At 60.7% G+C, this 17,800-nt stretch carries 17 protein-coding genes; 11 read left to right on the forward strand and 6 right to left on the reverse strand.

Annotated elements, in window-relative coordinates:
* Positions 1-303: 303 nt before the first annotated feature.
* A complete protein-coding gene (locus DI396_RS12455; protein WP_110796544.1) occupies positions 304-864 on the reverse strand; it encodes a UbiX family flavin prenyltransferase in 561 nt (186 codons plus the stop codon).
* Complete coding sequence (locus DI396_RS12460) at positions 861-2,357, reverse strand: UbiD family decarboxylase (protein WP_110796617.1); 1,497 nt, start codon at positions 2,355-2,357, stop codon at positions 861-863. Before DI396_RS12460 ends, DI396_RS12455 begins: the two co-directional genes overlap by 4 nt.
* Positions 2,358-2,574: 217 nt before the next feature.
* On the opposite strand from DI396_RS12460, the gene ubiT reads away from it, so the two are divergent.
* The 11 genes from ubiT to DI396_RS12515 all read left to right on the forward strand — a co-directional run bounded on the left by ubiT (position 2,575) and on the right by DI396_RS12515 (position 14,521).
* Positions 2,575-3,117, forward strand: coding sequence for a ubiquinone anaerobic biosynthesis accessory factor UbiT (gene ubiT / locus DI396_RS12465; RefSeq protein ID WP_110796545.1), 543 nt, complete (start codon positions 2,575-2,577; stop codon positions 3,115-3,117).
* Positions 3,117-4,094: a ubiquinone anaerobic biosynthesis protein UbiU gene (gene ubiU, locus DI396_RS12470; RefSeq protein ID WP_110796618.1), complete on the forward strand. Its 978-nt coding sequence runs from the start codon at positions 3,117-3,119 to the stop codon at positions 4,092-4,094. The genes ubiT and ubiU overlap by 1 nt, the downstream gene beginning before the upstream one ends.
* 3 nt (positions 4,095-4,097) lie before the next feature.
* A complete protein-coding gene (gene ubiV, locus DI396_RS12475) occupies positions 4,098-4,997 on the forward strand; it encodes a ubiquinone anaerobic biosynthesis protein UbiV (RefSeq protein WP_110796546.1) in 900 nt (299 codons plus the stop codon).
* A gap of 553 nt (positions 4,998-5,550) precedes the next feature.
* The gene (locus tag DI396_RS12480; protein WP_110796547.1) at positions 5,551-6,279 is read left to right on the forward strand and encodes a Crp/Fnr family transcriptional regulator; all 729 of its coding nucleotides are present in this window, start codon (positions 5,551-5,553) and stop codon (positions 6,277-6,279) included.
* 540 nt (positions 6,280-6,819) lie between these two features.
* On the forward strand, positions 6,820-7,581 hold the full coding sequence (locus tag DI396_RS12485; protein WP_110796548.1) for an SDR family NAD(P)-dependent oxidoreductase: 762 nt from the start codon (positions 6,820-6,822) through the stop codon (positions 7,579-7,581).
* Positions 7,578-8,771: an acyl-CoA dehydrogenase family protein gene (locus tag DI396_RS12490; protein ID WP_204362851.1), complete on the forward strand. Its 1,194-nt coding sequence runs from the start codon at positions 7,578-7,580 to the stop codon at positions 8,769-8,771. Before DI396_RS12485 ends, DI396_RS12490 begins: the two co-directional genes overlap by 4 nt.
* A gap of 504 nt (positions 8,772-9,275) precedes the next feature.
* Positions 9,276-11,003 (forward strand): dihydroxy-acid dehydratase, encoded by a 1,728-nt coding sequence (gene ilvD, locus DI396_RS12495; RefSeq protein WP_110796549.1) that lies wholly within the window; start codon positions 9,276-9,278, stop codon positions 11,001-11,003.
* Between the two features lie 94 nt (positions 11,004-11,097).
* Positions 11,098-11,994 carry a hypothetical protein gene (locus DI396_RS12500; RefSeq protein ID WP_162617224.1) on the forward strand — a complete coding sequence of 299 codons (897 nt, stop codon included), beginning with the start codon at positions 11,098-11,100 and terminating at the stop codon, positions 11,992-11,994.
* Positions 11,995-12,128: 134 nt separating this feature from the next.
* Positions 12,129-12,941, forward strand: a complete 813-nt coding sequence (locus tag DI396_RS12505) for a DUF6478 family protein (RefSeq protein WP_110796551.1) — start codon at positions 12,129-12,131, stop codon at positions 12,939-12,941.
* A gap of 64 nt (positions 12,942-13,005) precedes the next feature.
* Positions 13,006-13,383 (forward strand): hypothetical protein, encoded by a 378-nt coding sequence (locus tag DI396_RS12510; RefSeq protein WP_110796552.1) that lies wholly within the window; start codon positions 13,006-13,008, stop codon positions 13,381-13,383.
* 232 nt (positions 13,384-13,615) lie between these two features.
* The gene (locus DI396_RS12515) at positions 13,616-14,521 is read left to right on the forward strand and encodes a LysR family transcriptional regulator (protein ID WP_110796553.1); all 906 of its coding nucleotides are present in this window, start codon (positions 13,616-13,618) and stop codon (positions 14,519-14,521) included.
* 112 nt (positions 14,522-14,633) lie between these two features.
* Here DI396_RS12515 and DI396_RS12520 read toward each other — a convergent pair whose 3' ends face one another.
* The 4 genes from DI396_RS12520 to DI396_RS12535 are packed head-to-tail and all read right to left on the reverse strand — an operon-like array spanning position 14,634 to position 17,784.
* Entirely contained in the window at positions 14,634-15,770 is a 1,137-nt protein-coding gene (locus DI396_RS12520; protein ID WP_162617225.1) for an OmpA family protein, read from the reverse strand.
* Positions 15,742-16,308, reverse strand: a complete 567-nt coding sequence (locus tag DI396_RS12525) for a peroxidase-related enzyme (protein ID WP_110796555.1) — start codon at positions 16,306-16,308, stop codon at positions 15,742-15,744. Before DI396_RS12525 ends, DI396_RS12520 begins: the two co-directional genes overlap by 29 nt.
* A 1-nt stretch (position 16,309) precedes the next feature.
* Positions 16,310-17,062 (reverse strand): GNAT family N-acetyltransferase, encoded by a 753-nt coding sequence (locus DI396_RS12530; RefSeq protein ID WP_110796556.1) that lies wholly within the window; start codon positions 17,060-17,062, stop codon positions 16,310-16,312.
* Positions 17,059-17,784 (reverse strand): competence/damage-inducible protein A, encoded by a 726-nt coding sequence (locus DI396_RS12535; RefSeq protein ID WP_110796557.1) that lies wholly within the window; start codon positions 17,782-17,784, stop codon positions 17,059-17,061. Before DI396_RS12535 ends, DI396_RS12530 begins: the two co-directional genes overlap by 4 nt.
* Positions 17,785-17,800 lie beyond the last annotated feature (16 nt).

Below are 17,800 nucleotides of genomic sequence, written 5' to 3' on the forward strand. Positions count from 1 at the left end.
GTAGGGCCTTCGGGGTGATCGGAAAACTCGGTCATGTCCCATAGCTAGACAATGCACCCGATGCCCGCAATGCCGCGCCGCGTCGCGGCCGTGAAAAACAGCAAGGTCGAGTCAGGCGCGAAGCGGCGTGCTGCGCCGCCAAGCGTGCCGCCTCACGTCATATCGCGTCATCCGCTTTGCTTTTTCGTCCCTTCAGTTTTTGACATGTATCGTCTCCGGAGATTCCTGATTGCGGCGGCGGGCCCGTCTTTGATATTTGCGCGCTGCGGGTAATGCGTGTTTTTGCCTTTGGGGAAGGGTGGTTTACCCCGTCCATGCCGTCGCCACCGGCGGCGCGATCCGCAACAGATCCACGGCCCGCGCTGCGATCTGCTCGATCACCTCATCCAAGTTCTGCGGGTGAAGGTAAAACGCGGGCACCGGCGGGAATACAATCGCGCCCATTTCCGTCACCGCAACCATATTGCGCAAATGAGCAAGCGTCAGCGGCGCTTCGCGGGTCAGCAAGATCAACGGCCGCCGCTCTTTGAGCTGCACCGATGCGGCGCGGGTCAACAGATTGTCGTCAAGCCCATGGGCAATCGCCGCGAGGCTGCGCATCGAGCAAGGGGCGATGATCATCCCCGCCACCGGCGCCGATCCCGATGCAATTGTGGCACCAATATCGGGCGGTGGATGCACCCGATCCGCCAGCGCCGTCAGCGCCGCCTCGGCCCCGGCGCCACATTCCGCCGCTAGGGTCCGCTTGGCTGCGGGCGAGATCACCAGATCAAGTGCTCGTCCGAGCGTACGAAGGTGGCGCGCCACCGCCAGCGATAGCGCCGCACCCGAGGCACCGGATACACCGAGAATGACGCGGCTCATTGCACCACCTGTCTGCGGGCTAATAAATCGGCGGCAAAGGCCGCATCCTCGGGTGCGGTCTGCATCACTTCGCCCCATGCGCGCGTGGTTTCTGCACCGATCTTATTGGTGGCATCAATGCCGATTTTTCCGGCCAAACCTGCGTCAGGCGAGGCGAAATCAAGATAATCCATCGGTGTCCTTTCCAAAATCATCACGTCTCGGGCGGGGTCCATCCGCGTTGCCAATGCCCATGCCACGTCATCCCAATTGCGCGGGTCGATATCCGCATCCACAACGATGATCATTTTGGTGTAGCTGAATTGCGGCAACATACCCCAAAGCGCCATCATCACGCGGCGCGCCTGACCGGGATACCGTTTGTCGATCGCGATCACCGCCATCCGGTAGGAACAGGCCGCAGGCGGCAACCACAGGTCGCGTATCTCGGGAATTTGCCCGCGAATAACCGGCAAAGTCAGCCGGTTAAAGACCTCGCCGATGATCGCCGGTTCATCGGGCGGACGGCCGGTATAGGTCGAAAGATACAGCGGATCGGCGCGGCTGGTCAGGGCGCTGACTGTCATCACCGGAAAGGGCTCTGCGGCGTTGTAATATCCCGTGTGATCGCCGAACGGACCTTCCGGTGCGGTCTCGGCGGGATCTACCCATCCTTCGATCACCATCTCGGCATCGGCGGGCACCATGAGCGGTACGGTTTTGGCGGGGGTTAATCGGGGCCGCGCGCCAGAAAAAACTCCGGCAAATCCGATCTCCGACACCGTTTCCGGCAAAGGCAGCGCCGCCGAAAGCACCGTGGCGGGGTCTGCGCCCAAGACAATCGCCACTGGCATCGCGGCACCGGCCTGTTGCCATGTGCGGTGATGCGCCGCGCCGCCGCGGTGGGCAAGCCAGCGCAGGATGATCCGGTCTCGCCCGATCACCTGTGCGCGGTAAATACCGGCGTTGTAGCGCGCGGCGACCTCGGGTTTGCTGCCGTGCGGGCGGGTCAACACCACTGGCCATGTGATCAAAGGCCCGCCGTCACCGGGCCAATGGGTTTGAATCGGCAGGGTGGAGAGATCGACCTTTTCGATCACCTTTTGTTGCACCGGCGCGGAGTTCACCAATTTGGGGCGGGTGGCCATCGCGGCCTTGAGCATCGGCCAGCGTGACAGCGCATCGCGCATTCCCTCCGGCGGCGAGGGCGCCCGCAGAGCCGCCAGAAATGCGCCCAGATCATCCAGACCTTCGGGTGCAACCCCAAGCCCTGCAGCCACCCGTTCTGTCGTTCCGAATAAATTTGTCACCACCGGGATCTGTGCCCGGCTGCCGCTGTCCAATAGCGGATGGTCAAAGCGCAAAACCGGGCCGCCACGCTCCAGAACCGCGCGGTGCACCGCCGTCATCTGATGGCGCACCGAGACCGGATCGGAAAGCGCGGTCAATTGCCCCGTAGCGGCATTCCATTGCAAAAATGCCCGCAGGGTCGGAAAGGGGGGAAGGGTGCGAATTGGGACTCTCCTTTTGGGTTGCACATCGCCCTATCATCGCTGCGTTCCGGCAAATTTGACCGTCGTCAAGATTTCCCGCCGCTGCCGCGTTAGGACAAACCGGCGCTGGTGCCGGTGATGGCCTCGCGTCGCCCGGGTGCCGATTCTGCGCGCTCTGGACGCAAAATCTGTGCAAACCCCGCGCGAATTGCGCGCAAGACCGGAGCGTGCCGCCCTGATGTCAGAGTTTTCGGTGCATGTGCCGGTATTTCCACAGCTTCCTGCCTTGGCATTGCGCTGTGCGCCGGTGGCCCCGATGTCCATGGCGCTGGGCGGCTTTGTGGCGCGTCTGGCACAGCGGCACGCAGGGTTGTTTCGCAGACTTGGGGCTTATGGGCGGTCACGCTTCGTAATTGACCCGACGGATTTGCCGGTTTCGCTGGCGCTGGAGCCGCGTGGCGGTTGTCCACGGGTACAGGTGTCGCGCGGCCCATTGCACGGCGATGCGCGCATCGCGGGGCCATTGGCGGCGCTGCTTGGGATGGTGCATGGCGCCTATGATGGCGATGCGTTGTTCTTTTCACGGGATCTGGTGATCGAGGGAGATACCGCCGCTGTTCTGGCCCTGCGCAATGCGATCGATGATGCCGAATTGGACTTGTGCGCCGAAGCCCAAAGCATGGCCGGCCCCTTTGCCGATGCGGTCAAACGTGTGGTTGCCCTTGCCGAAACGCGCACCGGTGTCGCCCTGTCCCGCCGTGAGGAGAATGAAGAATGGTGATGGAAATCGTTTGCCCCGCGGGCACACCCGCGTCGCTGCGCGCCGCCGTAAAAGCCGGGGCGCATACGGTTTATTGCGGTTATGCCGATGAAACCAATGCCCGCAATTTTCCGGGGTTGAACTTTGATCGAGCGGAAATGCGTGCGGGCATCGCTTTTGCCCATGCGCATGGCGCAAAGGTGTTGGTGGCGATCAACACCTTTGCGCGTGCGGGGGCAGAGCCCTTGTGGCACCGGGCCATTGCGGATGCTGCAACCGCCGGGGCCGATGCGGTTATACTGGCCGATCTGGGGCTATTGGCTCATGCCGCCGCGCATCACCCGACTTTGCGCCGCCATCTGTCGGTGCAGGCCGCCGCCGCCAATGCCGATGTGATCAATTTCTACGCCGCTACCTTTGGCGTGCGCCGTGTGGTTTTGCCACGCGTGCTGTCGGTGCCGGAAATCGCCGCAATCAATGCCGAGGTCGAGGTCGAAACCGAGGTCTTCGTCTTTGGCGGGCTTTGCGTCATGGCCGAAGGGCGCTGTTCTTTGTCCTCATATGCGACAGGGCAATCCCCGAACATGCAAGGGGTTTGCTCCCCCGCGAGCCATGTGGATTACCATGAGGACAACGGTGTTCTTTCGGCCAAATTGGGCGGCTATACCATCCACCGCGCTGCTGCCGGAGAACCCGCGCCCTATCCGACCCTGTGCAAAGGATGCTTCACAACTGAGGGCGCGTCCGGCCATCTGTTCGAAGATCCGGTGAGTCTCAATGCTGAAACCTTAATCCCGCAACTGGCCAAGGCGGGCGTGCATGCTCTCAAGATCGAGGGGCGGCAACGTTCGCGGGCCTATGTGGCGCAGGTGGTGCGCAATTTCCGCGCCGCCGTCGATGCACAGGCGGCAGGCAAACCGATGCCCGAAGGCATGTTGGCCCGTCTCACCGAAGGACAGGCCGCCACGGCGGGCGCTTACAAGAAAACCTGGAGATAGGCGATGCAATTGACCGTTGGAGCGAACCAGTTCTTTTGGAGCCCCGAGGATTGGGGTTCCAGCTACACGGCTTTGGCGGCTGCGCCGGTGGACCGCGTGGTTTTGGGCGAATTGGTCTGTTCAAAACGTTTGCCATTTTATCAAGACCGCATACCTGCGGCGATCGAGACGCTTTCGGCGGCGGGCAAGGCGGTGTCGGTGACCTCATTGGCGTTGATCACCTTGAAGCGTGAACGCAAGCTTGGCGCCGAATTGGTTGGAACTGGGGTCGATATCGAGATCAACGATCTATCTATGTTGGCCTATCTGCCTGAAGGGACGTCGTTTTCTATCGGCCCGCTGGTTAATGTCTATAATGAGGGCAGTTTTGCATGGCTGGCCGCACGGGGCGCGCGCAGCATCTGTTTGCCGCCGGAACTGCCGATTGACGCGGTGCGCATTCTGGCGCAACTGGGCCGCCGCCTAGGTGTTGCGGTCGAGGTTTGGGGCCACGGGCGCGTGCCCTTGGCGATCTCGGGGCGGTGTTACCACGCGCGGCGCCAGGGGCGCAGCAAGGATAATTGTCAATTCGCCTGCGAAAACGATCCGGACGGTTTGGATGTTACGACTCTGGAGGGGCAGGATTTTCTTGCTATGAACGGCGTGCAAACCCTGTCGGCCAGCTTTGCCTGCGTCGATCATCAGATCGAGGTGTTGCAAGAGGCGGGGGTGACGGGGCTGCGATTGTCGCCGCATACCGGAGATTTCACGGCCGTCTGCGCGCAGTATCGCGCCCGTATCGACGGCCACGTTGCGCGTGGTGCCGTGGCCGACGCTCTCTTGGCCGCCTATCCGGACCGGCACCTCAGTGACGGGTTCTTGACCGGCGCACGCGGCGCAGATTGGTCCGGCCCCTTGCCGTAGGCGGGTCTGCGGTGCTGATCTGCGGTTGGTTTGATCCTGTCTGATCCGTTGGATTTGGGGCTGAACCTTAAGGCATGACATGGCACGATATATTCCATTCAGTGCTCTGGTTAATCTCGAGGATATGATCCTGCGGGCAGTCTACGGGTCCTGCCCGATATCCATTTTTCGACCACGATGTGGGTGAGATACGGGCGGCGCATGGGCATTGGGTGACGATAGCGACAGTGCGTTGGGGGGGCGAAATTTACTCCGGAGGCGCGATACCTTTGACCAGCGGAGACCCTGACGCGGTCCGCAAGGGCAGGCTGGGGAAACATTGGCGCGGCTTGATGCCTGCCGGTGCGATCTGTGGCGTGCTGTTTGGTGGCACCGCTTGCGGGCGGGTGTCATTGGCCCCTGACAGATTTCACACCGCTTTGCTTGCGCCGTTTGATTTTGATCAAGACGCAGCGACGGGTTTTGGTCTTTGTCTGGGCAGATCCACCGTGGGACCGGCCCGTCAGGACAAGCCCGTCCCCATCATGCGGTGTATGCCCTGCCGGAGACCCCGATGACCCAAGAACCCCACCCGTGCGGCAAATGCAGCTTTTTCCAACGCAGCCTGTGGCGTCCGGTTGCCGGTGGCGCGCGTGCGACCCTGACGCGAAGTTTCACCCGCCGCGAGGTCGAAACCGGCGGCGTGGTGTTCCATCAAGGTGCCCCCAGCGATGGCGTTTATTGTATCTCCAAAGGCTTGATTGCCATACGCAGCTTTGCGCCCGATGGCAGTTCAAGTCTGTTGCGCCTCGCCTATCCGGGGGAATTGATCGGCTATCGGGCCTTTATGACCGGGCGGGACCATCGGACCGAAGCACAGGCAGTGTTGCCCTCGCGGGTGTGCATCGTGGCGCAGCGCGATGCCAAGCAGGTGGTACAAGCCTGCCCCGAGGTTCTGGCCCGTTTGGGTCTGCGCTGTGCCGACGAATTGGATCGCTGCCACGACCGCATTCACGACGCGGCGCGGGTTTCGAACAAGGCGCGGTTGGCGCAGGTGTTGGACCGGTTGATGGCGGCGCATGGCGCAGCAACGGGCGGCGCAATAAGCGACCAACAAGGCGACGCGGATCGGATCACATGGCGGATGCGCCTGCCGATCTCGCGTCAGGATCTGGCCGATATATTGGGGGTTCAGCCTGAAACATTATCGCGGCTGATGACGCGGTTGGAACAAGACGGAGCAATGCGCGCTTCTGGACGCTGGATTGAAATGCCGTTTTCACCGCAAAAGCGGGCGGTTTGACATATGCCGCAGGGCGGGGCGTGCGGGAAGACTTGCCGATTGGGTTTCCGGTGACATTTTGCCTGTGGCGTGCGCGGTGCAAGAGATTGTTTAGACATGTTTCAAACCGCACGCGGTCTGTCTCTACCGGGGGCAGCGCTCATTTGCACCATGAGCTGGGCACGCATGGTGGGCTTTGGTGCCGCCGGAACCGGCGCCGGTGTGCGGATCTGACCGTTCCCCAAGGCGTTCGCCCCGTGCGCAACTCCGATGCCGCGAGGGTCGCCGCGCAGGGTGTCGATGGGCCGTTCGAAGATTTGGTCAAACAAAGGCGTGGGAGAAGACATACAGGCCGAGAGACCCATGAACCTCATGGCGAATTTTCGCCCGAAAAGCGCAATCCACCGAACGCATGGTATCGCCGGCGAATGTCGGATATTAACGTCGCGCGCAGGCCCACGGGCGCAGGGATCGAACGCAAGGTCAAAGACGAAGATTGGCCTGCCAAAGGTCCGGCGGCGACACCGCCGTATTATTGAATATACCGAAGGAGAGAAGAACATGAAAATCGAAGGACAAGCCGCAATTGTGACGGGCGGTGCCTCTGGATTGGGCGGAGCCACTGTTGACCGGCTGGCCGCTGCGGGTGCCAAAGTGGCGATTTTTGATTTGAATGAAGAGCTGGGCCAAGCCAAGGCAAAAGCCTGTGGCGGCGCGTTTTTCAAGGTCAATGTCACCGACGAGAGCGAAGTCGAAGCTGCCATTGCTGAAGCCGAAGGCCTGCATGGCAAGGCGCGGATTTTGGTGAACTGCGCAGGTATCGGGCCACCCGCCAAAGTGATCGACCGCGACGGCAACGCAATTCCGTTGAGTGGTTTTACCGGCATCGTCAATGTGAACCTCTTTGGCACCTTTAACATGCTGTCGAAATTTGCCGCCGCACTGCACCGCGCCGATCCGATCGGTGAAGAGCGTGGGGTGATCATCAACACCGCATCGGTCGCGGCCTTTGACGGGCAAATCGGCCAAGCGGCCTATGCGGCCTCTAAGGGTGGTATTGTTGGTATGACCTTGCCGGTCGCCCGTGAATTTGCCCGTTATGGCATCCGTGTGATGACCATTGCCCCGGGTCTGTTCTTGACCCCCCTGTTGGCCAGCCTGCCGCAAGAGGCACAAGACAGCCTTGGCGCGCAGGTGCCTTTCCCTTCGCGCCTTGGCGATCCGGACGAATATGCCCGTATGGTGGCGGCGATCGTCGACAACGCCATGCTCAACGGTGAAACCATCCGCTTGGACGGCGCGATCCGCATGGCGCCGAAGTGAACGCCCTGTTGGAAACCGTTGGCATTTCGGAACGCGCGCTGGAGATCAGCGCGCGTGTCGAACAATTCGTGCGCGAGAGTGTTGCGCCCTATGAGGGAGATCCGCGTTGCGGCGCGCACGGGCCATCGGATGAATTAGCGATGGAGCTCAAGGCATTGGCCCGCAAGGCCGGTGTTTTGACACCGCATATTTTGCCTGATGGCAGCCATTTGTCCCACCGCGAAACTGCGGCGGTCTTGATCCGTGCGGGCTTGTCGCCGCTTGGGCCGATTGCATGCAATGTTGCCGCGCCGGACGAAGGCAACATGTATTTGCTGGGCAAGGTCGGCGCGCCGGAGATCCGCGAACGCTTCCTTGCTCCGTTGGTGAAGGGCGAGAAACGCTCTGCGTTTTTCATGACCGAGCCGGCCGAGGATGGCGGCGCGGGGTCGGACCCGATGATGATGCAAACCACCTGTAAAATGGATGGCAATCATTGGGTGATCAACGGGCGCAAGACCTATATCACCGGCGCTGATGGTGCGGGCGTCGGGATCATTATGGCGAAATCCGATGATGGCGCATGCATGTTCCTTGTCGACTTACCCGATCCCGCGATCCGGATTGAGCGTGTGATGGATACCATCGACAGCTCGATGCCCGGCGGTCACGCGGTTGTCAGTATCGACAATCTGCGCGTGCCTGCCGATCAGATGCTCGGCGAAAGCGGCGAGGGTTTTCGATACGCTCAAGCGCGCCTTGCGCCGGCGCGGTTGACCCATTGTATGCGTTGGCTTGGTGCCTGCGTGCGCGCCAATGAGATTGCCACCGATTATGCCAACCGCCGTATGGCTTTTGGCAAACCTTTGGTCGATCACGAAGGCGTTGGGTTCATGTTGGCCGAAAACCTCATTGACCTGAAACAGGCTGAGTTGATGATTTATTGGTGCGCCGATGTGCTCGACACCGGGGCAGTTGGCACCACCGAAAGTTCGATGGCGAAAGTCGCGGTCAGCGAAGCCTTGATGCGGATTGCCGATCGCTGTGTGCAATGTATGGGCGGCCAAGGGGTGACGACCGACACCATTGTCGAACAGGTCTTCCGCGAGGTCCGCGCGTTTCGCATCTATGACGGTCCGACCGAGGTGCACAAATGGTCCTTGGCCAAAAAGGTCAAACGCGATTGGAAAAAGGTGCAAGATCAGGCGTGATGTTGCAAGCCATAGCACCAAAGGTGCCAAGGCAAACCACAAGGCCATAGGCGCCGCCGCGTGAAGGGGCGCCTATGGCGCGGGGGTGGTAGTGGCTGCCGGATCGGTGGAGCCCTCGCTCGAGCGCCCTCGGCACGACTGTAAGGCGGGTCGCGCATATTTCGCTTTGGGCTATGTGGTATGCGGACCGAAATGATCCGCGCGCTGAACGGGCAGGCGGGAGCGGGCAGGCGTTTTAAACCCAAAGGTGGGTGCATTGGTCTTGTAGTGATCTTGCGTTGCACCTGATGAAAATGTCCGGTTCGCCATGTCGCGTACCGCCTCTTTGGGGGCATCGATACACCCTGCGCACCGCTTAACCCGCCAAGGGGAACAGGGCGAAAGGCCTACAAACCGGGTTCGGGTGCGGGCGCAATCCGCTTGTGTAGGCGGGATGCGTGATTTATTCGTCTGACAACGCAAAATCTTCGGCGCTCTTGACCTGCGCCGCAACGGGAGGCCGACATGACCCAGTTCGACAAAACCAAATTGCCCAGCCGCCACGTCACCGAAGGACCAGAGCGCGCGCCGCACCGCTCTTACCTTTATGCGATGGGCCTGTCGGATACGGAAATTCACCAACCTCTCGTCGGGGTCGCCACCTGTTGGAACGAAGCCGCGCCGTGCAACATTTCGTTGAACCGCCAAGCGCAAGCCGTGAAAATGGGCGTCAAAGCAGCCGCGGGCACGCCGCGTGAATTCACCACCATCACCGTCACCGACGGCATCGCCATGGGCCACGAGGGCATGCGGTCCTCGCTCGCCTCGCGCGAAGCCATTGCGGATACCGTGGAATTGACCATGCGCGGCCATTGCTATGACGCGATTGTTGGCCTCGCGGGGTGTGACAAATCCTTGCCCGGCATGATGATGGCGATGGTGCGCCTCAACACGCCGTCGGTCTTTATCTATGGCGGTTCGATCCTTCCGGGCCGTTTGAACGGCAAAGACGTGGTCGTTCAGGATGTGTTCGAGGCCGTGGGCCAGCACCAAGCGGGCAATATGTCCGACGCCGAGCTTGACGTTCTTGAACGCGTGGCGTGCCCCTCGGCGGGCGCATGTGGCGGGCAATATACCGCCAACACCATGGCCTGTGTCTCCGAAGCCATCGGCCTTGCGTTGATGAATTCCTCCGGCATGCCCGCGCCCTATGAGAGTCGCGACCAATATGGCGAGGCCTCCGGCGCCGCCGTGATGAATTTGATCGCGAAGAACATTCGCGCCCGTGATATCGTCACGAAAGAAGCCTTGATCAACGCCGCGCGGGTTGTCGCCTGCACCGGTGGCTCGACCAACGCCGGTTTGCACCTTCCGGCCATTGCCCATGAAGCGGGTATCGATTTCGACCTCTTCGACGTCTGCGATATTTTCCGCGACACGCCTTATTTCGTGAACCTGAAACCGGGCGGTGAATATGTCGCCAAGGATCTGTTCGACGCGGGCGGCGTGCCTGTTGTCCTCAAGGAATTGGACAAAGCCGGCTTGATCTACCGCGATTGCATCACGGCATCGGGCGAATCCATCGGTGACGAGATCGACAAAATCACCCGCGAAATCGACGGCAAGGTGATCCATTCGGTCGCCGCGCCCCTGTCGAAAACCGGCGGCGTTGTCGGCCTCAAAGGCAATTTGGCCCCCGAAGGCGCGATCGTCAAAGTCGCAGGTATGGAGGCGCAACACCAACGGTTCGTCGGCCCCGCGCGCGTATTTGAATGCGAAGAAGACGCTTTTGAAGCCGTGCAAAAACGCGAATACAAAGAGGGCGAAGTCCTCGTTATCCGCAACGAGGGGCCCGCAGGCGGTCCCGGCATGCGCGAAATGCTCGCCACCACGGCGGCGCTTTCGGGGCAGGGCATGGGCAAGAAAGTCGCGCTCATCACCGATGGCCGCTTTTCTGGCGCCACACGCGGGTTCTGTGTCGGTCACGTTGGCCCCGAAGCCGCGCATTGCGGCCCGATTGCATTGATCAAGGACGGTGACACCATCACTTTGGATGCGGTCAAGGGCGACATCAGCGTTGATTTGACGGATGAGGAATTGGAAGCGCGCAAAGCCGATTGGAAAGGCCCGCGCGAGACGATTTATACCTCGGGCGCGTTGCAAAAATATGCGGCTTTGGTGGGCTCGACCCGTTTGGGTGCGGTCACCCATCCCGGAGCCAAGGCCGAGCGCCACATCTATATGGATCTCTAAGTCAAGAATGCGCCAGACGACGGGGTATTGGGTCCCGCCTCTTTTGCCGATTGTGAAAAGGCGCCCCGCATGTCGCGGGCGCCTTCTTCGCGTTATGGCGCTTGCGGCGACCCTGCCTTTGGCCGGTTGTATTTCGCCGATCACCGGCGGCACGGCACAGTTCGCCCAAAGCGGGGGCGACGATCAGAACCCACAACCCCGCAAAGCTCTGCGCCGGACGAGTATGGTTCGCGGTGCCGTGATCGTCCAAGGACCGCGCGGTTATTGTATCGACGCCGAAAGCCTGACCTCGGGCGGGGTCTCTGGTGGATTTGCGTTGTTGGCATCCTGTGAAAGCCTGCTCGGGAAACCTGCCGATGCTCCTGTTGAGCCGGCTATTATGACGGTGACGGTTTTGCCGTTTTCCCCCCGTCCGATCCAGCCGCGCGCGCATGAAATGGCCAAGGCGTTGGCGCCGCATCATGTGTTGGACCAGATCAACGGAGACGGGTTGACCATCGTGCATCTGGCCACCGGCGGCACCGAAATTGCCGATGGAGTCGATCCGAAACACTGGCGTGGAGCGATGTTGATCAATGGTCATATGATCGGCCTCGCGGTCTATGCGCCCAAAGGCAGCGCGTTGTCGGATGCGGCAGGATTGGAGGTCCTGATCGGGCTGGCCGAAGTGCTGCGCGAAGCCAGCCCGGTCAGGGCTGCCAAGATCATGCCAGATACCGCCCGTGCCGCGAAAAACTCGCAAAACTCTGGCCTGAACCCGACCAGCCCTCAGGACGCGGATCAACAACACCCCGGTCTGAGGATCGCCGGCGCAGAAACGGCCGGGGTCTCGGATGCGCCCCAGAGCCCCCCGAGAACCACCGCCAACGGCATATTGCGCCCGCCGCGCATGCCGGCCGCTCTATATGCGGCGCCCGCCCCGACCGGTACAGCCACCACACAACCTCGCGGAAAACGGATCAAAAAGCTGTTTCCGCGTTTGTTTCGATGACCGACTATCGGTAATACGGAAACGGTAGGTAGGATTCCCGAAACAATATGCGGGTATGCCGGAACACCAATGGCGCGCCGTTGGAGAATTTGCGCAGTCATCCCTGTCGGGCCGGCACAATAAGGCATGAGACAATGAGCAAGAACAAGGACCGCAGCGATCCCAAAAACGCGCTTGATGCCGACGGGCTATCTTTGTTCGACAGGCTGGCGCATCGCCGTGTTCTACGCCGTTGGGCGCGGTTCGCGGAACATGCCGACACCGCGCCGTTGCATCGTTTGCGCGCCCAACGCGCCCGGGCCCGCGTGCTGAAAATCCACCTTGATAAACTGATCCATGTGGCCGAAAGCCGGTTGGCCCTGCCGATGATCGGTTCGAGTGCCTTTCAAAAACCTCATGATGCGGATTGGTCGTGGCGACCGGAGCTTTGGCGCGGCCCGCTGGCAACGCCGGGGATGTCGTCGGTTGCAAGCAAATCCATGCTCGGCGACGAGGTGACGTTGTTTCATGACTGTGCCCTGTCGGAATTGACCCTGCGCCAGATGCGCAACCGCCGCGAAGAAGACCTCGCGCCTTTTGGATTGCGCATGGATGTTTTCAATTTCGATGGCTCGTTCCTGTCGCTGGTGGTGGATCTGCCCGAGAGCGCGACCACCGGATTGCAAAAACGCCATCTGGTGCGGCTTGACCTGATCGTGGAGATGGAAAAACCGCTCGAGATTTTTGCGCGGCTCAATATAAAAAACGGTCCGAACACCGAACAATTGGTGCGCGAAATTGAAGTTGTGGACAAACATGCCACGGTCGAATTTGATCTCGCCTATTCCCATTTGAACGAGAAGCGGATTGAGCGGGCCTGGCTTGATCTGATTTTTGAAGGGCCGGAAATGAATCAGGTCGTGTTGCGCGATGTGACTTTCTCGCGTCGCCCGCGTGCCGAACTTTGATCCTCTTCGCGCCCGTAATGCCTGTGTTTGATATCTGTCCCGATGTCCGTAAAGGAGCCATGAGATGACCCAGCTGACTTTGACCAAAACCCGCCTGTTTGAGGGCAAATGGGAAGGCATCGTGACCACATCGGGGGGCGAAAACCATCAACCCAAAATCGAGGTCACCCACTTGGGTGAGGCTCTGCCCGGCATTGAGGTCACCGAGGACCGCGATAAGGGCGAATGGCAACTCGTCATTCCGGTTCCGGTGACATCCATTGGCGAGGGCGCGCATGTCTTTCTGATCCAGGACAGCGAGACGGGGGAAACACTGGAAAGCTTTTCGGTCATCGCGGGCGAAGCCATTGCCGACGATATGCGCGCCGAAGTCGAACTTCTGCGCGAAGAACTTGATATGCTCAAACGCGCCTTTCGGCGGCACTGCCTCGAGACGATGTAAGCGGCTCGCCCGCTGTTATGGGCGGTGTGCAAGTCGCGTCTCGGCAGGCTCCTTTCTGTCACGGCTGGTATAGGGAGGCGTGGCGCCGCGCCGATGAAACACCTGTTTCCACGTTTCCGTGCGATCAACGATCTGTGGCGAAATCCCGATATTGTCCGCAATACGCCCCAGTTGCGCCCCATTCCGCTGTCATACACCTCCGCAATGAATTGAAATGCAGAGGTGCCGGTTAATGGATCGTTTGACGGAAATGGAAGCCTTCGCCACGGTGGTGGACCAAGGCGGCTTCACAGATGCCGCAAAAAAGATGGGGATTTCAAAATCCGCCGTCTCGAAACATGTCTCGTCGCTTGAAGCGCGCCTTGGGGCGCGTTTGTTAAACCGCACAACACGGCGCGTCTCGCCAACCGAAATAGGTTTGGCCTATTATGACCGCGCCCGCCGGGTTCTCAATGATGCCGGTGAGGCCGATGCGCTGGTGTCCTCGATGCAAAGCGATCCCTCGGGTCTTTTGCGCATCTCGGTGGCGACGGATTTCGGCGTCAATCATCTTTCGCCGGTGTTGGGCGAATTTTTGGGTGATTTCCCAGATATCACCGTCAATATGGTGCTCAACAACCGCTATGTTGAACTGATCTCCGAAGGTTTCGATATGGCGATCCGTATTGGCGAGCTTGAAGACAGCACCCTGCGGGCCCGCAAGTTGACCGAAACCACCAAACGTATGGTTGCCAGTCCCGAGTATTTGGCGCGCCATGGCCGTCCGCTCAAGATTGATGATCTGAACGAGCACAAATTGCTGCATTACTCCAACCAATCGGCGGGCAATGTGTGGAAACTGACCGCCCCGTCCGGTGAGAAACGCCAAGTGCGCACCTCTGGCGGGCTGAGCGTCAATGACGGGCAATCGCTGCTCAATGCGGCGATTTCCGGACTTGGCATCGCGTATTTGCCGAGCTTCCTTTACGCGGATGCGCTCGCTAAGGGCCTTGTCGAAGATGCGATGCCGGATCTGCCGGTCGAGACCCAAGGCATTTATGCCGTCTATCCTCCGGGGCGCTTCACACAGCCCAAGGTCCGCGCCTTTATCGATTTTCTGGTCCATGCCTTTGCCGAAAAAGGCCCGGTCGATTGGTAGCCCCATTTCTCGAGTTTTCCCCCCGGCGGCCTTAATGGCCGACCTATGCCCGGCATTTGATGCCGGGCTTTTTTTTTGGGGGGGGGCGCTTGCTTGCTACGGCAGGGCGGGGTTATTCCGCGTTGAGCAACACCGCTTCGACGCGGCGATTGGCCTCGCGCCCGGCCGCGGTGAGATTGGCGTTGCGCGGGGATAGATAGCCCACGCCTTCGCCGTCCAATTGCCTGCGGGGTACGCCATAGGCGGCAACCAACCGCTCCACAACAGATGCCGCGCGGCGCTTGGATAATCCGATGTTGGTTTCCAGACCGCCGACACTATCGGTATGGCCAACCAAGGCGACGCGCAGAGTGGCATCGCCAAGCAGAAGGTCCGCCAATGCGGCGAGGGAGGCGAACGGGCCGGGGCCCAATGTCGCCGAGCCTGTCCCGAAACTGAGATCATCCAAAACCACATGACCGGCGTTGCGCAGCGCTTCGGGCAGGGTTTCGGTCTCTTGCAGTGCCGGGCCTTGACCTGCGGGCCGTGCGGCAGGTCCATCCAGGGCCACAGGAGGCACGCCCGCCTTAGCCGCCTGTGCCGCAGGGCTCCCGATCGGAGCGATCTGCACCATGTGGACATAGCCGGAGGCACCGGCACGGCTGACCAGCAACAGGATGGTCTCCTCTCCTTCGGAGGGGCGGACTTTGGGCCGTTGTGTTGCAGTCGCAGTCGCCGCAGCCGTACCGGCTTGCTCTTGCTCCGGTTTCGCCGGTTGTGGCGATGCGGGCGCTTGTGACCGGATCGGGCGGCGATAGGCGGCGTAACGATAGTCGAACAGATCGACAAACATATCCGGCGCGGCGATCACATCCATCGCAAAGCGAAAATCGTATCCGCCGCAGCGCTCTGCCGCGCAGCGGTGCAGCGCAGTGAAGCCTTCGGCCTCCAATTGCGCGGCCAGCGGCGCCATCAATTGCAAGGTTTCAAGCCCGTCCGAGCGCACCCGCCACGACGTGCGGCTGACGCGGCCTTCGGCGCGGTCCATCGGAATCCCCGAACTGGATTGGTTGCCGGTTGGATAGGCATAGCTCGCCGGGGCGGCGGTCTCGTGATGGGTTTGCTGGGCATTGCTTGGCAGCGACAACTCAAACGCCGCCGCCCCCTGCACCGTGCAGAGGGCGAGCGTGCATAACGTTACTGTGTATCCAAGCAACACCCGCAACGTTAAACCGTCCTTTTTAGCGCGATTGCGCGTGATAGGCGTCATTGGGGTGCATCGCCGTGGCCGAGGCGACGCGGTTCGACATGTTGAAAAATGCTGCCACATTGGAAATGTCCCAAATGTCGCGATCTGTGAAACCCACATCACGCAATGCCTGACGGTGGGGCTCTTCGATTGTGGCGCTGGCCTCGGTGATTTGCACGGCGAAATCGAGCATCGCCCGTTGACGCGCATCCAGATCCGCCACGCGGTAGTTCATCATCAATTTCTCGCTCAACATCGGGTCGCCGGACAATTGCCGCACCGCCGCACCATGTGCCGTCAGGCAATAGAAACATTTGTTTATCGACGACACCACGACCGCGATCATCTCGCGCTCCAGCTTGCTCAGCCCGCTGTCGGCCAGCATCAGATCGTTATAAAGACCGGTGAAGGCGTTGAGTTTGTCGATGTCAAAGGCATGCGCCTGCAAAACATTCGGCACCATTCCGAGCTTTTCATTGCAAATATCGAAATATTTTTGCGTCGCGGCGGGCAGCGGATCGACCATCGGCAGGTCGAGTGCGGTCGGGTTTTGGGTCATGTTATTTTCCTCCCTGAAAAATGCGGTAGTGGTAGTTTTCAGTAACCGACATGCCGAGCGAAGAATAGAGCCGGTTGGCGGCGGTGTTGTCTTTTACGCAGAGCAAAGTCATCTCCGTCGCGCCCTGTTCTTGCGCCCAAAGCGCGGCGCGGCGCATGGCATAGCGCCCCCATCCTTTGCGGCGTTGTTCGGGCAGAACCTCCATCGCATGCAGCATGGCAATATCATTATGAACCGCGACATAGCCGGTGCCGGCGGGATAGTCTTTCATCCGGCCAAAGAGCGATGTTTTGGGCGTGGTGGCGCGCTCCATAATGGCCATGCGCGCGGGGCCAATGCCGCCTGCGGCCCAAATATCGCGTTGGATCGCCAATGGCTCCCAGATGCAAAAGGTCGATACCGTTGGCGGTGTCTCGCCGGTCAATGCGGCAACCGGCGCGGCATAAAGAGACACCGGATCGATGAGGCCATATCCGCGCGCGGCCAATGTCTCATCAAGTGCGGCATCGGTGCCCTCTGCGCCGCCACGGATCATAAAGAGGGGCGCTTGCCCCATGTCGGTTTGGGCCGCTTCGACGGCCTCTATATCGGTGGGGGCGAATGATGTGTCGCGCAAGGATGCCGCAGACACACGTTTGCCCCCTGTGGCCCCCGTCGCATCGCGCCCGTCGCGCACCAAAAAGGGCCCGACCTCTTGCGTTTCGGCGGCGGGCCAAGTGGCGTCGATTGCATCAAAGTAGCGTTGAGAAGTCATGTGGGAAAGGCCTCGTTCAATTCGATTATTGCGGCGTCAATACGCGCACCATCATGGCCGCGGATCACGATATTCGCGCCAAAAACGCCATCTTTGACGTAGGGGTAGGAGCCGATCGACAGATCGGAATATTTCTCTGCCAAATCCGACAACGGCCCCGCGATTTCGCCCTCGCCGCGCTCAATCCGCAGACTTTGGCTCAAAAGCGGCGCGCCGCCTGTCAGGGTGGGCAGCACGCTGGCGACCATCGCCTCGAACACCGCAGGAACCCCCGCCATGACATGCACGTTTTCGATCGTGAACCCTGGCGCGATGCTGACCGGATTGTCGATCAAACCGGCCCCGTCGGGGATGCGTGCCATGCGCAGGCGCGCTTCGTTGATCTGTCCGCCGCTGCGTTTGTAATGGGCCTCCAAAAGCGCGCGAGCGTCATCGCGCACCGATATGGGCGTGTCAAAGGCGGCGGCCACGGCTTCGGCGGTGATATCGTCATGGGTCGGCCCAATGCCGCCCGAGGTGAAGACATTGTCATAGGCGGCGCTGAGCGCGCGCACCGCCGCGACGATTGCGGCGTGGTCATCGGACACCACCCGCACTTCGCGCAGGTCAATACCGGCGCGGGTCAATGCGCCGGCCAGATGGTGCATGTTTGAATCGCGCGTGCGCCCGGACAGGATCTCATCCCCGATCACAAGCATCGCAGCACTGGGGTTTTCGGGCATCGTCACTCTCCTTGAA

The organism is Litorivita pollutaquae (assembly GCF_003205515.1).
Taxonomy (GTDB): domain Bacteria; phylum Pseudomonadota; class Alphaproteobacteria; order Rhodobacterales; family Rhodobacteraceae; genus Litorivita; species Litorivita pollutaquae.